Below are 20504 nucleotides of genomic sequence, written 5' to 3' on the forward strand. Positions count from 1 at the left end.
AATGACGCGCAGCTTCCGGATTGTGAAAAATAGGCGGCACATCAACCATAGAGCGGGAAGTCTTGCCGCTTGTGCGGTTAGTACTTCAGCAGCCTGCTAGGGAAGCAACCAACCGAATCATCTGGTTGAGTGTGACCAGTGTCTTCGGGCGGGCCTTCTTGGCGAGCACGTATGCTCCCCGAATCTCGTCGGCGTCGAAGAACAGGGACGCATCGAGATCCGGGCAGGTTCTGCCCAACCGCATCAAGCGGGCAATGCGCCACGCCACCACCATATACAACGCCAGGGCCCGCTCCACACGATCCATGTGCGAGAGCTGCAGCGCTTCGACCTTGCAGCCGGTCTTCAGGACATGGAAAAACATCTCCACCTCCCATCGGGCTCGGTACCATTCGACGAGTTCGATGACGGCATCGGCATCCTGCGCTTCTCGGTTGGTCAACAACCGCCAAACCACTGGCTTGACGCCTGCGGGCGCTCCAATCTCCCTGGCCTCTACACAGGTGATCTCCGCATTGCGCGTAGCTCCTGTTTGACCTCGCGCGCCTTCTGCCCTGCACGCCCTGGCAAGATAAAGGTGATTTCCCCGAGTACCGGGCTGGCGCCGACGCTATCCCACAACTTGCCGCTCTCAGCAAGGTTGCGGTTGTGTTGGCTGCGGATCAACCAGTCGGCTGGCTGGCCGAGCTCCTGGGCGCGCGCCATCAACTCGGCAATATCACCCTCGCGGTCAGTCACATACACCAGCCGTGTCTGGGGCAATAGCGCGGCTTGCTCCGCAACCCGTTCATACCCTTCAATCCAGCGTACGCTTTCCTTGATCCCGCCGCGGTTGCCGTCGGCGTCCTTTGGCTCCCGAGCCCACATCCAGGCATCGATCACCCCCAGCGGTTCACGGTCAGGCGTCACCGCGTAGGTCGGATGCAGAAACATGCCCCGCTGGGCTTCGTAGCTCAGCGGCCCCAACCCCTCGATTTCCTGGCCATTGAAGTTCAACTCGGTTGAATCAGCGATGCACAGCACTACCGGAAACTGCGCGGCTCTCTCCGTCGTGCGTTCCCAATGCGGCTGCATCACGTCCCGCCAATCGATCTGCTCATTGCCGAGAAACCGATAGGCCCCAATGGTTTGCGACCAGTCATCGCATGCGCCGGGAATGCTCGCCGTAGGCAGGGCCGCAAACCGCTTGAGCAATTCCTTGGCGCGCCGATCCCGCCGCGGATCACCAAGATCCAGACTCTCAAATTCCTCGTCCACCCATGCCCCCGACTCGTTGCCCATCGCTGCTAAAAACTCGACAGTAAACGCGAGTCTGGCGAAGTTAACAACCCCTTACCTCGAAATTTCCGCGGCCTCAGGCTCCATGCCCCGCTGCGGAGACAGTCCTACTTGTGTATAAGGGGATGCCCCCAACGAGCTAGTACTCTCGAATTTCGATCGGGTCGATGCTCGCCACCAGCAACAACTGGTTTAATTTCACGACAATATCTTTTCTTATTTTATTGATCTCGTCCTGCAGCGATCGCTCAAGAATTTCTATCACTGTTCCGTGCTCGATGATGAGACCTTGTCGCAGAGCATTTGTCGTGACCGAGCGGACCTTATTTAGAAGTAACCGAATAGTCTTGAGCTCGGAGCTTGCCATAGTTGGTGGTCGCGCCTCATCTATCACGTGCCCGGTTCGATCTTTGAGAACTCCGGTAGTTACGGCTTGCTGCAGGGCGGATATCGCTTCAATAAAGTCGACAGCTCTATTCTCTTGGTGAAAAGCCGTCCGGATAGCGGGCCGATCAAATGCGAGAGCTAGCATTCGGAGAAAGTGTTCATCCTGAGAATAGAGCTCGCGATACTTCAGGATGTTGGCATAGTACCGGTACATAAGGTTATCGTTCGAGTTCAGGAACTCGACGTAGTCGTCCCAAAACCACAGGGCGACCTGGAACGGCGGCGTCGCCGCGTTCAATGCTCTAGCATACGCTTGGAGATTGCTATCACGCGGCCCCGTGGTTGCGATGATGAATCGGTCCAGCTTTGGAAGAAATGAAGTGGCTGAGTTAACCTCGTCATCAATTTCATCGGTGGTGAGCGAACTGGCTGGCGCCCTCACTCCCTGAATCTTGGTCTTTCTCTTCTTACACTGAACCCCTGTTTCTTCGCGTGCCGAGTAATTATAACCATATACATCAACTCCAGCTTGCTTTTGCCCCTCACGCCCATTGCGTTCGGCATAGTCATTTCCCCACTTGATACGACAGATATCGAGAGTCAAAAGCTCGAAGTCCTGCCAATAACTCGGAGCGGGGATATCCACAAATATGTTTTTCATTGGCACTCGGCAATAGCGTTAACCTGCGTTTAGGGCGGCGACTTTCGCGCTTCAGTTGCGCGTCCGGACTGGATTCATTCAATGAACAATGCCATTGATTGAACGAACCAAAGTATAGCGCTCCCGAGTAAATACCAAAACGGGATCCTGAAAGTCGTCGTGGAACCAGCGAAGAAGCGTCGACACGAAGCGCTACTTGGATAGTCGACTCATCGACCAACTCGGACACTGATGAGCAGTGGGTGACTGTCTCAAATTGGCCGACTTCGGCCGACGGGCAGGAGGAGGGCGGTCGGCGCTTCGCGACCCCTTCCCGTCATTCGAATCCTGTAGCGGCGACGGCCGCTCTCGAAGTCCAACGGCCATCCGTCTACGCTAGGTCGGCTGTCGTGTATGCCGAAGGCACGAAATGACAAGGGTCAGTCATGTAATGTCAAGCGGGGGATACGCGCCGCGCCCACACTCACAAGCATCGATCGGCTTGGCAACCGTCAATAATAGGAGACAACCCGAATGATTCAACGCCTTGAAGCGGCACCCGCAGTGATCCGCGCAACCTCTCTGGGCAATTCGATCCGGGTCGAGCCACTCACTCGAACGATTGGCGCCGAGCTCAGCAACGTCAACTTGGGCGCGGCTGCCGAGGAGGACGACCTGCTGATGGCAGAGATTCGGGCGCTGCTCCTAAAGCATCGCGTGGTGTTCTTCCGCGACCAAGACATCACGCGCGCAGCACGTGGCCTTTGCGCGCCGTTTCGGCGAGCTGGAGGCCCATCCAATGCTAGGCAGCGATCCCGATTGCCCCGGACTGGTTCAGATCTACAAGACCCCGTGGACAAGTCGCCGGGCTCCAGTCAGTTGCTTAACTACCTGACCAGCCAAGCCAATATTCCAGAGCATCAGGTCCGTTTTCGCTGGAGGAAAAACAGTGTTGCGTTCTGGGACAACCGTTCAACCCAGCACTACGCGGTGATGGATTACCCGCCGTGCCATCGCAAGATGGAGCGCACGGCAATCATCGGCGACTCGCCGTACTGAATGATCGACATGAACTCTATGACACCAAGATCGCGAAATGGTGGACGCCTGATGATGTGATCTTCGTCGACGCGATCCCATTGGGCGCTACGGGCAAGGTCCAGAAAAGCCGTCTGCGGGAGCAGTTTGGCGATCATCTGATGGCCTGGGCTGCGAACTGAGCGTTGCGTGGAATCGATCCAGTCGTGTCGATGAGGCCGACGGGAAAAAAGTAAGCGCGCGATTCGACCTGCCGCACCGTCACCACAAGGAAGCCCTATGGCCGAGTTCCAGCCCCAGATTGACACGATCCCCCTCATGAATGCCGATACGGGCCTGCCGCTTCCGAAACGCTACTGGGCGGTCGTCTTCGTCGCACTGGGCACCATACTCTCCGTACTCGACGGCTCGATCGCCAACGTCGCGTTGCCGACTATTGCGCGCGACCTGCATACATCCGACGCCGCGTCGATCTGGATCGTCAACGCATATCAGCTCGCCATCACGATCACGCTGCTGCCGCTCGCGTCGCTTGGTGATCGCGTCGGTCACCGGCGCATCTACATCGCCGGCCTCGTGCTGTTCACTGTCGCGTCGCTCGGCTGCGCACTCGCCAGCTCGCTGCCGACGCTCGTGGTGATGCGCGTGATCCAGGGGTTCGGCGCATCGGGCATGATGAGCATCACCGCGGCGCTCTTGCAGACGATCTATCCGTCGTCGATGCTTGGACGCGGCTTGGCGGTCAATGCTATGGTAGTCGCACTGTCGTCGGCGATCGGGCCAACGGTCGCGTCCGCGGTGCTGTCGGTCGCGCCATGGCCGTGGCTCTTCGCGATCAACGTGCCGATCGGCATCGCCGCGGTGCTCGGCGGCCTGCGCGCGCTGCCCACCAATCCGGTGCACGACGCGCCGTACGATGTCTCGAGCGCGCTGATGAATGCATGTGTGTTCGGGCTGCTGTTCATGGCCGTGGACGGGCTCGGCTATGGCGAGCGCGGCGCGTTCATCGTTGCGGAATTGACGATGGCGTCCGTCGTCGGCTATTTCTTCGTGAAGCGACAGCTATCGCAACCGGCGCCGCTCCTGCCCCTCGACCTGATGCGCATTCCGGTCTTCGCGCTGTCGATCTGCACGTCGATCGTGTCGTTCACGTCGCAGATGCTCGCGTTCGTCGCACTACCGTTCTGGCTCCAAAATTCACTCGGCTTCTCGCAGGTGCAGACGGGCCTCTACATGACGCCTTGGCCGCTCGTGATCGTGATCGCCGCGCCGCTCGCCGGCGCGCTGTCCGACCGCTATTCGGCCGGCGTGCTCGGCGGCATCGGGCTCGCACTGTTCGCGGGCGGACTGCTGTTGCTTGCGACGATCGGCGCGCACCCGGGCACCGTAGACATCGTCTGGCGCATGGCGCTGTGCGGGGCCGGCTTTGGCCTGTTCCAGGCGCCGAACAACCGTGCAATACTGTCGTCGGCGCCGCGCAAGCGCAGCGGCAGCGCAGGCGGGATGCTCAGCACCGCGCGGCTGACCGGGCAGACGCTCGGCACGGCGCTCGTCGCGCTGATCTTCGGCGTCGCACCCGAGCACGGGCCGACGATCGCGCTCTATGTCGCCGCCGCGTTCGCGGCTGCCGCGGCAGTCGTCAGCACGCTGCGCATCGCGGCCCCGCACCTGAACGCGGCGGTCTAACCGCATCACATACGGCGCCCAGCGTGTCGAAGTGGCGCAGAGGCGACAGAAACGATTGCGAACAAGGATGGCACGAGAGAAAGCGGCGACGCCGATTTCCCGATACCTATCGAAGTTCAGTGAACCTGTTAGTAGGGCTTGTCACCGACGATGGCCGCGCGTTCCATCTTGCGGTGGCAGGGTGGGTAGTCCATCACCGCGTAGTGCTGGGTGCAGCGATTGTCCCAGATTGCCACGCTGTATGGCTTCCAACGCCAACGCACTTGGTACTCGGGGTTGTAAGCCTGGCTGATGAGGTACTTTAGCAAGTCGACGCCGGTCTGGTTGTAGTCCTGCCCAAAACGCACGTGCTCGCTGGTGTGATAATTCACGAAGTGGGTCGTGAAGGCGTTGACGAAAAGGACCTTTTCGCCGGTTTCGGGATAGGTGCGCACGACCGGATGCTCGGAATCCGGGTATTGCGCCTTCATCGCCAAGCGCTTTTCCTGCGGCATGGCGGCGGCGAAAGAGGAATTGAAGCTGTGGCTGGCGATCAGGCCGTCGATTTCCTTTTTGACGGATTCCGGCAGTTTTTCGTAGGCCAAGACCATGTTGGCCCACATGGTGTCGCCACCGACCGGCGGGCATTCGATGCAGCGCAGTACGGCGCCCATCGGGGGCGCTTCGCGAAACGTGGTATCGCAATGCCAGGAATTCTCGTAGCGATCTACCGGCTTCTCCGGGGTTTTATAGATTTGCGTCAGGCCTGGTGCGTCCGGGTGGCTGGGGACCATCGGGTGGGCTTCAAGCGGACCCATGCGCATCGCGAAGGCCGCATGGTCTTTGCGCGAGAGCTTGTCCAGGTCCTGGTCGCGCAGGAAGAGGACCTTGTACTTCAGGAGTGCCGCGTAGATTTCGTTGAACAGGCCGTCATCGCGCACCGCATCGCCAAGATTCACGTCGAGCAGTTCCGCGCCGATGGCACAGGTCAGTGGTTCGATTTTCATTTCTTTTCCTTGAGTGATTTCTACAACTACCGGCGAAATGCGAGGCCTTGATTTAAAAGCCCCTTTCCGGGTGTCGAGGATTACTTGACACTATAGTTGGTCATTCCGCGAGTCTGTGCGAGCTCATACTAGGCACGTCCTCGTTTGGCGGGTACACGTTCCATGAACCGCCGCCGTGCCGGAAGAAAACAATCGCCAGACAACTTTCAGAAGGGCCTTCGCCAACGTGTACGTAGCGCGTTCGATTGGCGGATGTACGACTGAATTTGATCACGTGCACTGGCCCGTTCGCACGGTGCCCAAACCACTTGTCGATCAACCGCCGCAAAGAATTTCTACCGTCTCGCATCTCGCTTTCCCTAAAACGTAACACCGGACGCCTGCCAGACGCCTGTAAGGAATCCTGCGACTTTGAGAATCACTGCATCCCTTCCTTCGCAGTGACGACGATCAGCCGTTGTCGTTAAACTGGCACCGTCCTTAAGGTTTTTGGACCCTTGTGTCATCGATCCCTGCGCAGATAACGCACGCCAATCAACAAGACAACGGCAGACGCAATACCGGCGATTGGCAATAATTGCAAGGCGGTCGCCAGCCCCAGTCGGTCCGCCAGTATTCCCGTCACAACGGAGCCCGGCGCCAGCCCAAGAATATTGAAAGCGAGGGCGAGCGTTGCCATGGCTGTGCTGTGAATCGCCTTGGGCGTCAAATTCGCAACCATCGTGCCGCTCGGTCCTATAACGCCAGCGCTAAAGAGCATCGCCAATGCGATGAGTGTGAGCTGGGCTGAACCGGCGGGAAACTGAAACGCCGCGCACAGCAAGGCTACGCAGGTGAGGTTAAAGGTGATCGCCAGGAGCATTTTCCGTCGCGGAGAATCACGTCCCAGTCGATCGGAAAGCGCACCGCATAGGGGCATTCCACATGCGCCGAAAAGGACAAAGACGGCGGCGACGCCGCCTGCCTTGTTCAGCGGCATGTCATAGACTCGATGCAGGAAACTCGGCAGCCAGGCAAGCAGGCCACCGTTGATGAAGAGCTGCAGCCCGCTGCCGATATAGACGCAGATCAACACCGGGGAGGAGAACAGATCTCTGAGCACCTGCCTGACGCGGACGGTAGCCAGCGAATCAGTTTGCCCGATACCGGTTGATTGAACCTTCGCCCCTTCGATTCGCGCCGAACTGGCGACGGTCTTATAGAGCACGGTCAGCGCGATGCCAAAGATGGCCATGCCAACGAACGCACTCCGCCAACCGAACTGGCTTGCCAGTGAACCGCCAAGCCCCATCCCCATTACCGACCCGACCATGCTGCCCGCCATAAAAGCGCCTGCCACCGTGGAGGTGTGCCGTGGCGGAAACATGCTGATGAGAATGGCCATGCCCACGCTGGCGTAAGCGGCTTCGCCGACACCGACCAGAAAGCGCGCCGACAGCAACGTGAAGTAGTTGTGCGACAGGCCGCAGAGCAAGGTCGCGACGCTCCAGATCGCCGCCATGATCGTCACGCTGCGTACGCGACCCCATCGGTCCGCGGCAAGCGAGAGTGGGAACGCGAGGATGCCAACAGCCAGCGAGACAATGCCGCTGAGCGCTCCGAGCCGAGTATCGGACAGTCCCCACTCCGCCTTTATTTGCGGAAAGACTGCGCTGAGCACTTGCCGCGACATATAGTCGGACAAGAGCAGTCCGAATGTCAGCGCAAAAATGACCCACGCATAGCCGCGAGCGGACTGCGGCCGCGCACCGTCACCGCACGCTGTTTCTTGCATAATCACTGCCATAATTTTGTCTCCTGTTATTGCTGCTGCTAGTGCCATGCGTGCGCAGCGTTCTCTTTTCAGCTCTGGCGTCCGCGGCTGAGGGAAGGTGAAACCTGCCCTGTGCTCAAGTAGCTATGTCGCTGGACGCCCCCAATCCGGACATCGCAGCCGACCAACCCGGACGCTAGCGCTCGAACTGCCCGAGAAATTCCAGGAGCAATGCGTTAACCTGGTCAACGCTCTCTTCCGCCGCGGCATGGCCCACGCCGGGTAGCAGCACCTTCTTCTGCAGTCCGGGCAGATAAGCGTCGAGTCGGTCGTAGATACCGCGGATTTCGACCGGTTCGAGGGAAGGGTCGGCGGCACCACCGATGAACAGGCTCGGCTGGCGGACCACCGCACCGTCCAGAAACGAGGTGATTTCCCAGTTCCGGTCGCGACAGCGGTAGTAGTTAATGGCGCCGGTAAATCCCGTGCGTGTGTATTCGTCGACGTAGAAGTCGATCGCCCGTGCGCTCAACCATGACGGGAACTCCTTCGGCTCAGTGAAGGCGCTAAGGAGGGGCTCGCCGGGTTCGACGAACAGGCGCCAGCGGTCGGCGCCTACGGCGCTGCCGGAGACCGAGTAGAAAACGCTGCGCAATGTCTTGCGCGGATCACTGGCGAACTCGCGATCCGGCTTACCGATCTGCTGGAAGTACAGGTGGTGGTACACCCTGCCTTTCGCCATTTCCTGCAAGCCGACGGTCGGCTTGACCTTTCCGCGCGGTGGCACCGGGGTATTGAGCATCACAAGGCCTTGGAACAGATCCGGCCTCAGCATGGCCGCCGCTTGAGCCACCCACGCGCCCAGGTCGTGTCCGACGATCACCGCGGACGTTTCACCCAGGGCCGCCATCAGGCCAACCATGTCTCCGACTGATTGGCTCATATCGTAGGCTTCAATGGCATCTGGCCGGTCGGTTTGCCCGAATCCCCGTTGGTCGGGGACGACGACCCGAAAGCCGGCCGCGGCCAAAGCCCCGATCTGGCGGCGCCACATGTACCACAGGTATGGAAAGCCATGCAGCAGAATGACGAGCGGACCTTGCCCCTCGTCGATGTAATGCATGCGAATGCCGTTGACTTCGGCAAAGCGGTGGTTGAATACGGCGGGGTCGTCAGCATCCACTTGCCCGAATGCGGCGCCCGGCTGACCGATGTGCGTTGCAGCGCTGGTGTCCATTGTCTGTCTCCATCTGTAGAAGTTCTCGGCCTCTAAGGTAGCCCTGACAGGCAACTTGCACTAAGCTTGGCAGGACATACTCTTGTGAAATTGGGACAGGTGACTGTCGGTGCATACCCTGACGCGAAGTGCCAGCCTTACCGACTATGAACACGTTGCCCGTTCGGTGGGGCTCGATCCGCTTCGCATGCTGCGGATGGCCAAGCTGCCGGACACGGTCCTCGACGATCCGAATCTGATGATCAGTGCCGATTCGGTGGGGTGGCTGCTGGAGGAGTCGGCACGCCTGTCAGGTCAGGAGGCCTTCGGCTTGCTGCTCGCGGAAACGAGAAGCCTGGCCAATCTGGGCATGCTGGCGTTGGTGCTCCGGGACGAACCAACGTTGCGTGCAGCAATGCAGTCTTGCATCCGCTATGTGCGACTGCACAACGCCGGCGTGCAAATGCGGCTTGACGACGCAGGCGACGTCGCGCTGTTGCATATGGACGCGAATATGCAACCCCCCGGCGTTTGGCGCCAGACTATCGAACAGTCAGTCGGCATCGGATTGCGGATGTTCAGGGCGCTGAGTGGCAACACCTTCCGGCCGGCAAATATCTGTTTCGCCCACGAGCGGCCCGCCAGTCTTGAAGTGCACCACCGCGTGCTGGGTACGGCAATCGAGTTTTCGCAGGAATGCAATGCCATCGTTTGCCGCGGCCGCGACCTGGACATGCCCATCCCTGCTGCGGACCCGACGCTGAATCGCGAGGTGAAGCGATGGCTGGACATGCAGTTGGTCAACGTACGCGACGAGCCGGCCCAGCGGGCGCGCCAGATCGTCAGGATGCTGCTACCAAGCGGACTTTGTTCCGTCGACCAGGTCGCCCAGCATCTTGGCATGCATCGGCGCACGCTTAACCGGCACCTGGCGGCCGAAGGTGAGAGTGTCACCACGATCATCAATGCGGTGCGTGCTGAACTCGCCGAGGAGTATCTGGCCAACAGCAAACGCAGGTTGTATGAAGTCGCCGAACTCCTCGGCTTTTCCTCTGCCGCTGACTTTTCGCGCTGGTTCCGCAGCCAGTTTGGCAAGACACCCTCGGATTGGGCCGCCCATTACCGACAGAACTCGGCGGCAGCCGGTCCTATCTCGTACAAATAGGAAGCAGGAAGGCAGACTCAGAATCGGCTCACGAACCCCTCCGTCAACCGGGCCTGCTGCACTGAGTGAACCTGTCGCACCCTGCATGTTCCTGACCTCACCGATCCGCGCCCGCTCCCCGCGATTACCCAACTGCCCGCTTGGTCGCCCCGGAAGCACGCGAGCGTTGTTGCTCTCCGCTTTTCATCCACGGCACCGGGCCTGCTGTCCCAATATGCTAATAAATTGTCCCGTCAAGCCAATGGCATCGCGGCCGCAATGCGTAGTATTGGATCCCATGGCTGACGAAACGGTGCCCCTGTCCTCCCTGCTGACAGGGGCCCGCTTCATCTGCCGGACGCACACATGGCTCGCCACCGCGCAAGCCCAGACTGGAGACATCAATGACAGCAACCGCCGTACCCCAAAACACGACTTCACAAGCCACATCCGCGTCGCCGGCCATAGTCCGGCCATCGGTGCGCCAGCATTCGATCAAGGTGGAGATCTGCACGCCCGCCATCGGCGCCGAGCTCAGCAACATCAGCCTGGCGGATGCCGCCCTGGATCCTGACGCCATCGCCGAAATCCGGGCGCTGTGGCTGAAGCATAAGGTCCTGTTCTTCCGCGATCAGAACATTACGCCGATGGAGCAACAGAACTTCGCCGCGCAATTCGCTGAACTGGAATCCCATCCCCTTGCCCCGAGCCATCCGGAGGCGGACAAGCTGCTGATGCTGTACCGCAATCTCGACTCGGGTAAGCCCAAGAGCTTCGTCGAAAAAGCCAGCCGCGAAAACCTCTGGCATGCCGATGTGACCTTCAAGAAGGCGCCGCCGCGCGGCGCGGTGTTGCGTTGCGAACTGGGTCCGGAATCCGGCGGAGACACCATGTGGTCCAACATGGTGATGGCCTACGCAAAGCTGCCCAACACCATCAAGCAACGGATCGACGGCCTGTACGCCAAGCACAGTGCCGAGCACACGTTCGGCGCTCAGATGCCGATCGAAGAACGGCACGCGATGGCCGCGAAGAACCCCGCCGCTGAGCACCCGGTTGCGCTCATCCATCCCGAGACGGGCGAAAAGGTGTTGTTCGTCAACTCGACGTTCACGACCCATTTCTCGAATTTCTTCAACTTCGAGGACATCCGGTACGGCCAGGACTTCATGCCGGAGGCTCATCACCTGATGAACTATCTGACCTCTCAGGCCACGATTCCGGAATACCAGGTTCGTCTGAAGTGGAGAACCAACACGGTTGCCATGTGGGACAACCTGCAGGTTCAGCACTACGCAGTGGCGGACTACGACAACTCGCCAAGAAAGATGCTGCGCGCCACCCTCGCGGGCACCCCCCTGGCCTAAGGCCAACAGTTGCCTCCGGCGTATCCGGGGCATCCGCCCGTCAGGCACAGGCGGGCGGCCCTGGCACGCTTACCAGTTTTCGGCTACGACCATACCAATATGGAGACAGATATGCTTTACGAACAAGTCGACACCTCGCTCATCGATGGCGATTCGCTACCGTGGGTGCCGTTTGCACCCTATGCAGAAAACGTCCTGCTGAAGTACTTCAAGCTTGATCCGATCCGGGGTGAATGGATCGTGCTGATGAAGTCACCGATCGACATGCAACTGCCCAAGCACCACCACACCGGTACGGTCCTGGTCTACACGATCGAAGGCAAGTGGAAATACAAGGAGCACGACTGGATCGCCGGACCCGGCAGCGTCGTGTACGAAACCGCCGCGTCGACCCACACGCCTGAAGTCGTCAGCACGGGAAGCGGAGACGGATATGTGCTCACGCTGGTTCAGGTGACCGGGGATCTCCTTTTCCTCGACGGGAACGACAACATCGTCGCGATCGAAAACTGGAAGTCCGGGCTGCAGCGCTATCTTGCCTATTGCGAGCAGCACGGCATCAAGCCGAAAGACCTTACGGCATTCAACTGATCTGACATTCATGGGGACTCCGGATATCCCCCCGGGGTCCTCTTGACACTCAGTGCGTCGCCCGCAAGATGCACTAGACGGTCCGGGCATATCAGGGCTCCGGCACCACGCCGGGTCATCGCAGATCACAGGCCGCGAGAAGATGGCTGCGTGCCGACCACGCAGCCCATGCCGCATCGCGATCTCTCCCGCCGCCAGAACCGTTGTCTGATCGCAAAAACCCAGGAGAGGGGAAACACGTGGTTTCGTTCGCGGCCTTGAAGCGGAACCTGACAGAGGGCTACGGCCATGTGCCCGCTCCCCGATCACAGACATTACGAACGGAACGACGCCATGAACGGCTTGATGATGCAAAAGCAGTTGTTGATCTCCTCACTCATAGTGCATGCCGACCGTCATCATGGCGATACGGAGATCGTGTCCCGGCGGGTGGAGGGCGATATCCATCGCTACACTTTCCGTGACTGCCACCGTCGCGCACGCCAGATGGCCAACGCGCTGACGAGCCTCGGTGTCAAGCCCTCCGACCGGGTCGGCACGCTGGCATGGAATGGCTACCGTCACCTGGAGTTGTACTACGGCGTCTCCGGTATGGGTGCCATTCTGCATACCATCAACCCTCGCCTGCATGAAGACCAGGTCGCTTACATCGCGAATCACGCCGAAGACCAGTACATCTTCTTCGACCTGACCTTCCTGCCGTTGATCAAGGCCATCGCCGGCCGCTGCAAAACGGTCAAGGCGTTCATCGTCATGACCGATCGTACAAACATGCCGACGGACGCCGGCATTGACAACCTGCTGTGCTATGAAGACGTGATCGAGCAGTATTCGTCCGTTTACTCCTGGCCGATCCTCGACGAGGAGGCCGCCAGTACGCTCTGCTACACCTCTGGCACGACAGGCAACCCGAAAGGGGCGCTGTACAGCCATCGCTCATCAATGCTGCACACCTATGCGGCCGCGCTGCCTGATGCCCTGAACTGTTCCGCGCGCGACGTGATCCTGCCCGTTGTGCCGATGTTTCATGTCAATGCCTGGGGACTTCCGTACATCGCGTGCATGGTCGGGGCCAAACTTGTATTCCCCGGGCCGGCTCTGGACGGCAAATCGCTGTATGAACTGCTCGAAGCCGAGCAGGTTACGCTCTCCGCTGGCGTTCCGACGGTCTGGCAAGGGCTGCTGAGTCATGTTGAGGAATCAGGCCAGCCATTCTCGAGCATGAGACGCACCATCATTGGCGGCGCGGCCTGTACCCCGGCCATGTTGCGCAAGTTCCAGGAAACATACGGCGTAGCGGTATTGCACGCCTGGGGGATGACTGAACTGAGCCCAATGGGCACCATCGGCAGCATGAAGGCCACGCACTCTAAGATGTCCCCGGAAGAGCGGCATGCCGTGCAATCCAAACAAGGCCGTGTGGTGTTCGGCGTCGACATGAAAATCGTTGGTGCTGACGGCATGGAGTTGCCCTGGGATGGCGCGACTTCTGGTGACCTGCTGGTGCGCGGGCCATCGGTAGTGTGCGACTATTTCAGAAGCGAAGGGGATAGTCCGCTGCAGTTCGATGACGAAGGACAAGGATGGTTTCCAACCGGCGATGTTGCGACCATCGATGCCAATGGCTTTATGCAAATCACTGATCGCAGCAAGGACGTCATCAAGTCTGGGGGCGAGTGGATTGGCTCCATCGATCTTGAGAATATCGCCATGGCTCACCCCGCGGTATTCATGGCAGCGTGCATCGCGGCCCGCCATCCGAAGTGGGATGAGCGGCCGCTGCTCGTAGTGGTAAGGAAAGCAGGAACCGAGCTTTCCCGCCAGCAGTTGCTTGGCTTCTACGAAGGCAAAATTGCGAAGTGGTGGACGCCGGACGATGTGGTCTTCGTCGACGAGATCCCGCTGGGTGCAACAGGGAAGATTCTAAAAAATCAGTTGCGAGAGCGCTTCGCCGACTTCCTGATGAACCCAGCGGAACGCCAGCGCATCGCGTGACCCAGCGCGCCATGGCCCTCGCCACGTCCAATGGCTCCGGCACCTCAATGAGTCATCCGATCGGGGGCTACGGGCGCGTTATTTACCGTCAAGGCCATGCAAGAGTTGCATCGCGTCCAGCGTCGGTATGCGCTTGTCACGATGTGCATTGGAGGCAGTCAGGAAATCGCCGCCGTCTTCGAGCGAACCTGATTGGCTGAGTACAGGCTTGGCAGCCACCATCGGCACGGGGTCCGATAAACGATGGCTGGCTGCGCATTATGCGCATTTGAAGGACGTCTACCCCCGTCACTTATGCAATCCATATCCGACAGAAGGCCACCACTGAGCGCCGCGCGAGCACTGCCTTTGCTGGGGGTTCTGGGCATTCTGGTATCCCTTTGGTCTGACATCCTGTTGCCTACCCTCGCGGCGATTCAGCAGGACCTGCACATATCGGCTACCTCCGTGCAGCAGACGGTGTCGCTATTTTTTGTAGCCAATGCCTTTATGTGCCTGTGGCATGGCGTCATTTCAGACGCCTACGGGAGGCGAAGGCCTCTGCGTTTCGTGTTGGTGGTGCTGCTGCTGTCTTCCTTATTGTGTTTAAAAGTGACGCGCATTGAGGAACTCTGGGTGCTGCGAACCGTGCAAGGCTTGGCAGCCGGCATAGGAACGATTCTGTGCCGTGCCATCATTCGCGATCTGTATTCGGGCGCCGATGCACAAAAAATGATTGCGCGTACGAGCATGGTCCAGTGCCTGGGGCCCACCTTAATACCCATGCTTGGCGGATGGCTGACGTTCGTATGGGGCTGGCGCGCAGTGTTTGCCTTCCTTTCTGTGGTGGCGGCGCTCATGTTAATGCTCTACAGTCGGCTGTTGCCGGAAACCCTGCCGCGCATCCGCCGTCAGCCTATGCGCGTCGACACTCTGTGGCGCACCTACCGTATTGTGCTGGGCTCGGCTTGGTTTATGCGTCTGACCGTGGCCCATGCCTGCAACTGGATGGCGATGTTCCTATATGTCGCCGCCGCTCCACAGTATGTAATCCATCTTTTGGGGCGCCCTGCGACCGAGGTCTACGTGGCATATGTGCCAATGGTGTTGGGGCTGATTGCGGGCTTGGTATGTCTGCCGCTCCTGCTTCAGCGGTGGGGCACGCAGCGCACTGTGCGCCTGGCCTACCTGGGCTTTCTGGTTGTCAATCTTCTTAATGTGGCATTGGCCCTGCGGGTGGCACCCGGCCTGATTCACCTCGTGCCGTTGGGTGCTTATTCCTTTATGGTGGCCCTGTCCATGCCGCTGCTCATAGGCCATGCGCTGCAACCATTTCCTGAGAACGCGGGTTTAGCCGCATCCTGCCAGATGCTTTTGCAATACACAGGCATGGCCCTGATAGCCGGCGTGCTGGCCCCGCTGCTTTGGAACTCCTTCTGGCTCATGGCCCTGGGCTGCGCGGCGCTTACGCTGGCTGGTGCAGCGTTGTTGCTTTGGCAAGGCCACGCCACTCGTCGGGCAAATCGATTACCCGTGGCCTGAATCGGCGGCCGGCTTCTTTGCTTCTTCACTTGAAGACACGGGCCGCCTACTCCCTCGCTGTTGACGGCACTCACCGGCCTTGATGAGCGACGGCACAAGGCATATGCTTGCGGCGCTTGTGGAGTTGGCCTGGTTCAGTGGAGACATAATTCTATGTGTTTACGAAGCCGCAGATGCCCAAATCCAGACCACCCTAGCTGTTGCGGCCCGATAACATGAATCGCCGCGACCGATTACATCAAACGTACTTTGATGCCGCCTCCGCTTGAAAATCAGCTTCCAGGAGCGTCCGCCTCTCGCGCTCCAAATAGCCGTTCCGACGCATCTGCATTTGACGCCTCATATGGGTCGAGAGCGCGCATTCGCAGTGCGACCCGACATTCGCGGCGGTAGGCGAACGGCAGGAATGCAACCTGTAGCCGCCTCACCGACGTCGTCACCTCAATGGCGGCACTGGCCGAGATGCTTCCATAGGTCATCCGGCAGGTTTCGGAGTGGACCGGTCGTTTGAATGACGCACTGGGATGATGGCCGAGCGGCAGCAACTGGCCGGTAAGCGACCTCCACCAGTCGTGAGCCGGTCGGCTCTTACCGACCCACTGCCGTCGTTCGTCACGAGATCACGTCAACGGCGGCTTCCAAGGCACAGCGGCCATCGATATCGACATCGAGACCGGCGGTGGATCGGCCATAGCGGACCTCGGCAAACCTGCGTCGGTGAACCGTCGTTCGGTCCACGCTCAAGTGCCAGCGGCTTACAGGCCAACTTGAGGCAGTAGTCCACGGTCTTGCGCAGCTAGGTGTGGGCGAGGTACCGGAGGGTACGTAATCTGCCGTATGCGCTCGGCAGGCCATTGCCAGCTCTTGTGCGAACGCAATGAACTCGCCGAGATCGGCCATTAGCCAGCTGACCGCCGCGACTGGGTCGCCCGATATGTCATTGGCCTCGATCTGCGGCGCAGCGTGGGCAAAGAGCAGAGCAATGGCTGATAGGCCCAGATGGATCGTCTGCATGGCTGCCTCAGCGCACGCCGCGATCCGCAAGAGAGCTTGCGGGTCGGCCGCCGCATAGTCGATTTCACGGAACTCCGTAACAGGGAGCAAGGGCAGCGCCAAAAACAGATCATGCAATGGCCGCTTGGTGGTTCTAGTTGAAAGCAGCGAAAGGGTGTTGGAAAGCTGCGCGGCCATGGTTCAGTACTCCTCCGGCAGCAGCAGCGTCGTCGCGCTCCAGGCAGCTTCGGTGATGATCCATATTCGTTCTCCGGCAACTTCGTAGGCGGAGACAATGCGTAGGCCGTTGTCGACGGCAAACCGGTTCGCCTGCGCGTCCTCGGCCGGCACCAAGCCCCAGTCGCCGCGCACATGACGCGCTAGTAACGGCGCGGCATTCACGCCACTCAGATCAAGATGGGCAAGTACACGCCGCGTGGCAACGATCTGCCCTAACGGGAATAAGGGCGCCTGCGTCCGGACACTGGCGCGAGAGTTTCCGGCGCGGGGGAAGCGGCTGATTTGGGTTGGCCTGGGAAATTCTCCTGGGGGTTGTGGCGGCGCCGCCATCGCGGATCCCAAAATGTACAAAAGCCAAGGCGGGGGCCTTGGCTTTGAGAGGCGAACACGAGTTATGACGTCGGTTGCGGCATGGCGCGAATGCACCATTTCGACACGTTACTGCAGGGCAGTTTTTACCTCAAGCCCGGTGTAACTTTGGCAACCGCGTGCGGAGCCGAACCTACTGCAGGGTCCGTCGGCATCCAGTCGAAGAGGTTCGCACCGCGAGAGGCGCACGGCCATCTGGCTCGACGGATGATCGATAGCGCCGGTATCCTCCAAATATTCCGCGCAGGAGGGAATTGCGGGCCCGCTTCACGCCGACGGCGGCGGCGACTTCCCCAATGGTAAAGGCAGGTGGAAGAGTGTTCTAATATGCCGAACAACGCATAAAGATAGGAATCGCGAATGCTGCCGGCAACTGAACAAGAGACGAACGATGTCATTGAGTACATAACCTGGCAGGCGCCTGACGTCACTGTCGAGATGCTACAGAAAGTGTATTCGGAGAACGTCCTGCATGTCTGCCACAACATTTGGGACGTACACACCGACAAGGGCCGCTGGTGGGTCATCACCGAACCAACGAACCTGTATTCGCAGGACCAGTTTCCGAACATGGACCTAGCGCTGACGTTTCACGTCGGACTATGCCTACGAATTCCCAGGAGTGAGAAACAGAAGCTGTCGGCGCTCCCGGTGGAGCCCTTTGCGGAAGCCTATCGGTACCTCGAAGAAGCGTCAGACGCACTGCAGCATGCAGAGGAAGTGGCGGACTACCAAGCCATTGGCGTGCGCTGTCGCGAGGCGTTACTCGCCTTCGCTGCTGCCGCGCAAATGGTCCTACCTTGGAAGTCAACCGACGAAGCCCCGAAGAAGGCCGACATGAAGGGCTGGACAGATCATATCTGCACTGTCACGATGCCAGGTTCAACACACGAAAACCGGCGCCATCTCTTCAAAAATCTGTTGGATAGCGCGTGGAAGTTCGCCAATTGGCTCACGCACACCAAGGGATCCAAGTGGCATGATGCCGAGGCGGGCTTCTCGGTTACCGAAAATGCCATTGGCCTCGCCACTTCCGCTGTCATTCGACATATTCGCGGCGTTCCCGACCAATGCCCCGCGTGCGGTTCACACAGGCTCTCGCCCGAGCGCGGGTATCGTGACGACATGCCTGATGTGGAATGGGAGCGGCCTGCGTGCACGAAATGCGGATGGGTAGGCGAACCAGTGAAGATCGAATCGGTCCCCCAGGTTCCCGAAGAACCGCGGCAAGCGCCCGAGGGCGAATGCATCGAGCCGTCGATTCCGCTTCGCAAACTGCTACGCCCACCAACTTCTTCAGAGTCTTGACACCCCAGAAAGCACGAAAGCCAAGGCTTCGCGCCTTGGCTTTGAAAAGGGATGCGAGTCATGACGACGGCACTCGGTCGTAGCGTAGCGCGGCATGCGCTATTTGGATACGCTGCACCAGCACCCGTATTAGGGCACGCCGTGCAATTTTGGCAATCAGTCGTAGAATAAGGTCAGTCGAGAATTTGGGGCGAGCAAGCGGCCCCCACGACAGCGCAGCGTCTAATGACGCCAGACGCAAAACACCAGAATTCGTCAATTGAGGCACCGCACCGGCGGTAGATGAGGAGGTTAGTGATGGCATTGAGTAGCCTACGGCTTAGCCTCAGTTCAGAATGGCCAGTCACACTCCTGACGGTACTTTTGACACTCTGTACGTCCCCTTCTGCGGAAGCCCAGTGTGCCAACCAGCAAACTCCCAGTTGCAGCGTATACCAGGAGTGTTTCGCGAAATACTGCCCCTGTTCAGGCAGCGCTGATGAGTACTTCGAGTCGTACGGCGCAAAGTACTGCCAGCGTTTTCTGGATAACGCCAACCTCTCGGCGGAAGGAAGGAACTGGCGCGACAAAACACTGGTTTGCTTGCAAGAAGCTGTTGTTCCGAAGCTAGACATCTCCGTCAACCCAACCTGCAACTGCCCGGAGATGAAGAGGTTTGCGTTCAAGTCGCATGTCGCTTGCTACACCCAGGCGAACAGTTCCATTTGCTCCTTACCGCTTTCGGACGTCAATGAAATACGAAGAATCGTCGACGTCGCAGATGCCTTCACGTCCGAGGGGTGGGCTCAGATGCTCGAGGTATCGAGAATTTGCGCTACCGACGCGCCAGACGACGGGAGACGCGTCCTGTGGCAAGGACTGAAAGCCGTGCTGTCAACTCGCTGAGAACGCTATTCCGCCCACGAAACCGTTGTTGCAAGACGCTGACCGGGAACCGCGAGGCAACCTAGCTGGCAACGCAAGGCGGGGGACACGAAACACGAGCATATTGATCTGCGGAACAGACCACCGACGCCCGGCAGCAGGCGGAGGTGGCCGCGAGCGTCGGTTCGTCCGAGATCCCGGAGCCCAGTCCGGTCCGCGCGGTCGGCATTGACGGCGGCTACCTTCGGCGGGCCGGCCACCGGCGCCGCCAGGACGGCTGGTTTGAAGTGATCGTCAGGAAGTCCCTGCGGGATCAGGATGGCGGGCATAGTTTTGCCTACGTGCACAAGCTGGAGCGCCGACCGGCCGATCGTATGTGGAACTTCCTGCTGCGAGAAGGTGTGCAACCCAATCAGCCGGTCACCTTCCTGTCGGACGGCGGGGATACCGTACGGTTTGCCCAACTCGGCTTTGGTGACCGCGGTGAGTACGTTCTCGATTGGTTCCACATCGCCATGCGGGTACAGAACCTCGAACAGATGATCAAGGGCAGGCCGGCACACTGCGACGGTCCTAGCAACGCAGCCTTGATCAAGGCGCTGCATGGCGCCAAGTGGCACCTGTGGCACGGCTGCCCCCATCCGGCGTTGCGCCGACTGGAAAGCCTGGGCTGGGATCTGGAAGCTGAGGCAAGCCCCGAGGAAGCCAAACTCCTTGGCAAGCTCGAGGAGTTCATTGTCTACCTCGAAAACAATCGGCACTTCATCGTGAACTACGGTGACCGCTATCGGCATGGGGAGCCCATTGCATCAGGTTTTGTCGAGTCAGCCGTCAACCAGGTGGTCAGCAAGCGATTCGTCAAACGGCAGCAGATGGCCTGGCGGCCTCGGCACGCGCACAACCTGCTGCAAATCCGGACCGCCGTGCTCAATAACCAGCTCCGGTCTCACGTTGAACGATGGTATCCCTCCATCGCCGGCGAAGGAAACCATCGCCTTGCTGCTTAGTCAGCCCCCGGTTTGGCGCGGTCTCCCGATAGCACATGGCTGACACGTTCAGCCGCGGGCATGGGAATCGAGAGTGCAAGCTAAGTTGTGATCGTGCTGGGCCGACTCGGTCGATGACGGC

The 20504-nt window shown here is 59.6% G+C and carries 14 protein-coding genes and 3 pseudogenes; 10 read left to right on the plus strand and 7 right to left on the minus strand.

Going from position 1 to position 20504, the window contains the following annotated elements; genetic code table 11:
- Window positions 1-91 precede the first annotated feature (91 nt).
- Both ACYP5B_RS49880 and ACYP5B_RS49885 read right to left on the minus strand, forming a co-directional pair.
- Window positions 92-1281: pseudogene (locus tag ACYP5B_RS49880) on the minus strand (IS4 family transposase); the annotation flags it as partial.
- Between the two features lie 136 nt (window positions 1282-1417).
- Window positions 1418-2326, minus strand: a complete 909-nt coding sequence (locus ACYP5B_RS49885; RefSeq protein ID WP_459574865.1) for a hypothetical protein — start codon at window positions 2324-2326, stop codon at window positions 1418-1420.
- A gap of 513 nt (window positions 2327-2839) precedes the next feature.
- On the opposite strand from ACYP5B_RS49885, the gene ACYP5B_RS49890 reads away from it, so the two are divergent.
- Together ACYP5B_RS49890 and ACYP5B_RS49895 are read left to right on the plus strand one after the other, a co-directional pair.
- A complete protein-coding gene (locus tag ACYP5B_RS49890; RefSeq protein ID WP_337442047.1) occupies window positions 2840-3364 on the plus strand; it encodes a TauD/TfdA dioxygenase family protein in 525 nt (174 codons plus the stop codon).
- A 297-nt stretch (window positions 3365-3661) separates the two neighbouring features.
- Window positions 3662-5029, plus strand: a complete 1368-nt coding sequence (locus tag ACYP5B_RS49895; protein ID WP_447429847.1) for an MFS transporter — start codon at window positions 3662-3664, stop codon at window positions 5027-5029.
- 128 nt (window positions 5030-5157) lie between these two features.
- Here ACYP5B_RS49895 and ACYP5B_RS49900 read toward each other — a convergent pair whose 3' ends face one another.
- From ACYP5B_RS49900 to ACYP5B_RS49910, 3 genes are all read right to left on the minus strand, one after another.
- The gene (locus ACYP5B_RS49900) at window positions 5158-6015 is read right to left on the minus strand and encodes a TauD/TfdA dioxygenase family protein (RefSeq protein ID WP_459574867.1); all 858 of its coding nucleotides are present in this window, start codon (window positions 6013-6015) and stop codon (window positions 5158-5160) included.
- Between the two features lie 502 nt (window positions 6016-6517).
- Window positions 6518-7801: an MFS transporter gene (locus ACYP5B_RS49905; protein ID WP_447428591.1), complete on the minus strand. Its 1284-nt coding sequence runs from the start codon at window positions 7799-7801 to the stop codon at window positions 6518-6520.
- A 163-nt stretch (window positions 7802-7964) separates the two neighbouring features.
- Entirely contained in the window at window positions 7965-9005 is a 1041-nt protein-coding gene (locus tag ACYP5B_RS49910) for an alpha/beta fold hydrolase (RefSeq protein ID WP_459574869.1), read from the minus strand.
- 109 nt (window positions 9006-9114) lie between these two features.
- On the opposite strand from ACYP5B_RS49910, the gene ACYP5B_RS49915 reads away from it, so the two are divergent.
- The 6 genes and pseudogenes from ACYP5B_RS49915 to ACYP5B_RS49940 all read left to right on the plus strand — a co-directional run bounded on the left by ACYP5B_RS49915 (window position 9115) and on the right by ACYP5B_RS49940 (window position 15602).
- Window positions 9115-10149 carry an AraC family transcriptional regulator gene (locus tag ACYP5B_RS49915; RefSeq protein ID WP_459574871.1) on the plus strand — a complete coding sequence of 345 codons (1035 nt, stop codon included), beginning with the start codon at window positions 9115-9117 and terminating at the stop codon, window positions 10147-10149.
- Between the two features lie 383 nt (window positions 10150-10532).
- Window positions 10533-11495, plus strand: coding sequence for a TauD/TfdA dioxygenase family protein (locus ACYP5B_RS49920; RefSeq protein ID WP_459574872.1), 963 nt, complete (start codon window positions 10533-10535; stop codon window positions 11493-11495).
- Between the two features lie 111 nt (window positions 11496-11606).
- Window positions 11607-12086: a 2,4'-dihydroxyacetophenone dioxygenase family protein gene (locus ACYP5B_RS49925; protein WP_447428587.1), complete on the plus strand. Its 480-nt coding sequence runs from the start codon at window positions 11607-11609 to the stop codon at window positions 12084-12086.
- Window positions 12087-12419: 333 nt separating this feature from the next.
- Complete coding sequence (locus ACYP5B_RS49930) at window positions 12420-14081, plus strand: 3-(methylthio)propionyl-CoA ligase (protein WP_459574874.1); 1662 nt, start codon at window positions 12420-12422, stop codon at window positions 14079-14081.
- A 14-nt stretch (window positions 14082-14095) separates the two neighbouring features.
- A pseudogene (locus tag ACYP5B_RS49935) lies at window positions 14096-14273 on the plus strand (acetyl-CoA C-acyltransferase); the annotation flags it as partial.
- Between the two features lie 102 nt (window positions 14274-14375).
- A complete protein-coding gene (locus tag ACYP5B_RS49940) occupies window positions 14376-15602 on the plus strand; it encodes an MFS transporter (RefSeq protein ID WP_459574876.1) in 1227 nt (408 codons plus the stop codon).
- A 612-nt stretch (window positions 15603-16214) separates the two neighbouring features.
- On the opposite strand, the gene ACYP5B_RS49945 is transcribed toward ACYP5B_RS49940, so the two are convergent.
- Together ACYP5B_RS49945 and ACYP5B_RS49950 are read right to left on the minus strand one after the other, a co-directional pair.
- Window positions 16215-16793: a hypothetical protein gene (locus ACYP5B_RS49945; RefSeq protein WP_459574878.1), complete on the minus strand. Its 579-nt coding sequence runs from the start codon at window positions 16791-16793 to the stop codon at window positions 16215-16217.
- Between the two features lie 3 nt (window positions 16794-16796).
- Entirely contained in the window at window positions 16797-16997 is a 201-nt protein-coding gene (locus tag ACYP5B_RS49950; RefSeq protein WP_459574879.1) for a plasmid related protein, read from the minus strand.
- Between the two features lie 567 nt (window positions 16998-17564).
- Between ACYP5B_RS49950 and ACYP5B_RS49955 the strand changes: the two genes are divergently transcribed.
- The gene (locus ACYP5B_RS49955) at window positions 17565-18512 is read left to right on the plus strand and encodes a hypothetical protein (protein WP_459574880.1); all 948 of its coding nucleotides are present in this window, start codon (window positions 17565-17567) and stop codon (window positions 18510-18512) included.
- Window positions 18513-19504: 992 nt separating this feature from the next.
- Window positions 19505-20383: pseudogene (locus ACYP5B_RS49960) on the plus strand (ISKra4 family transposase); the annotation flags it as partial.
- Window positions 20384-20504 lie beyond the last annotated feature (121 nt).

This window comes from Cupriavidus sp. 8B, from assembly GCF_054589115.1.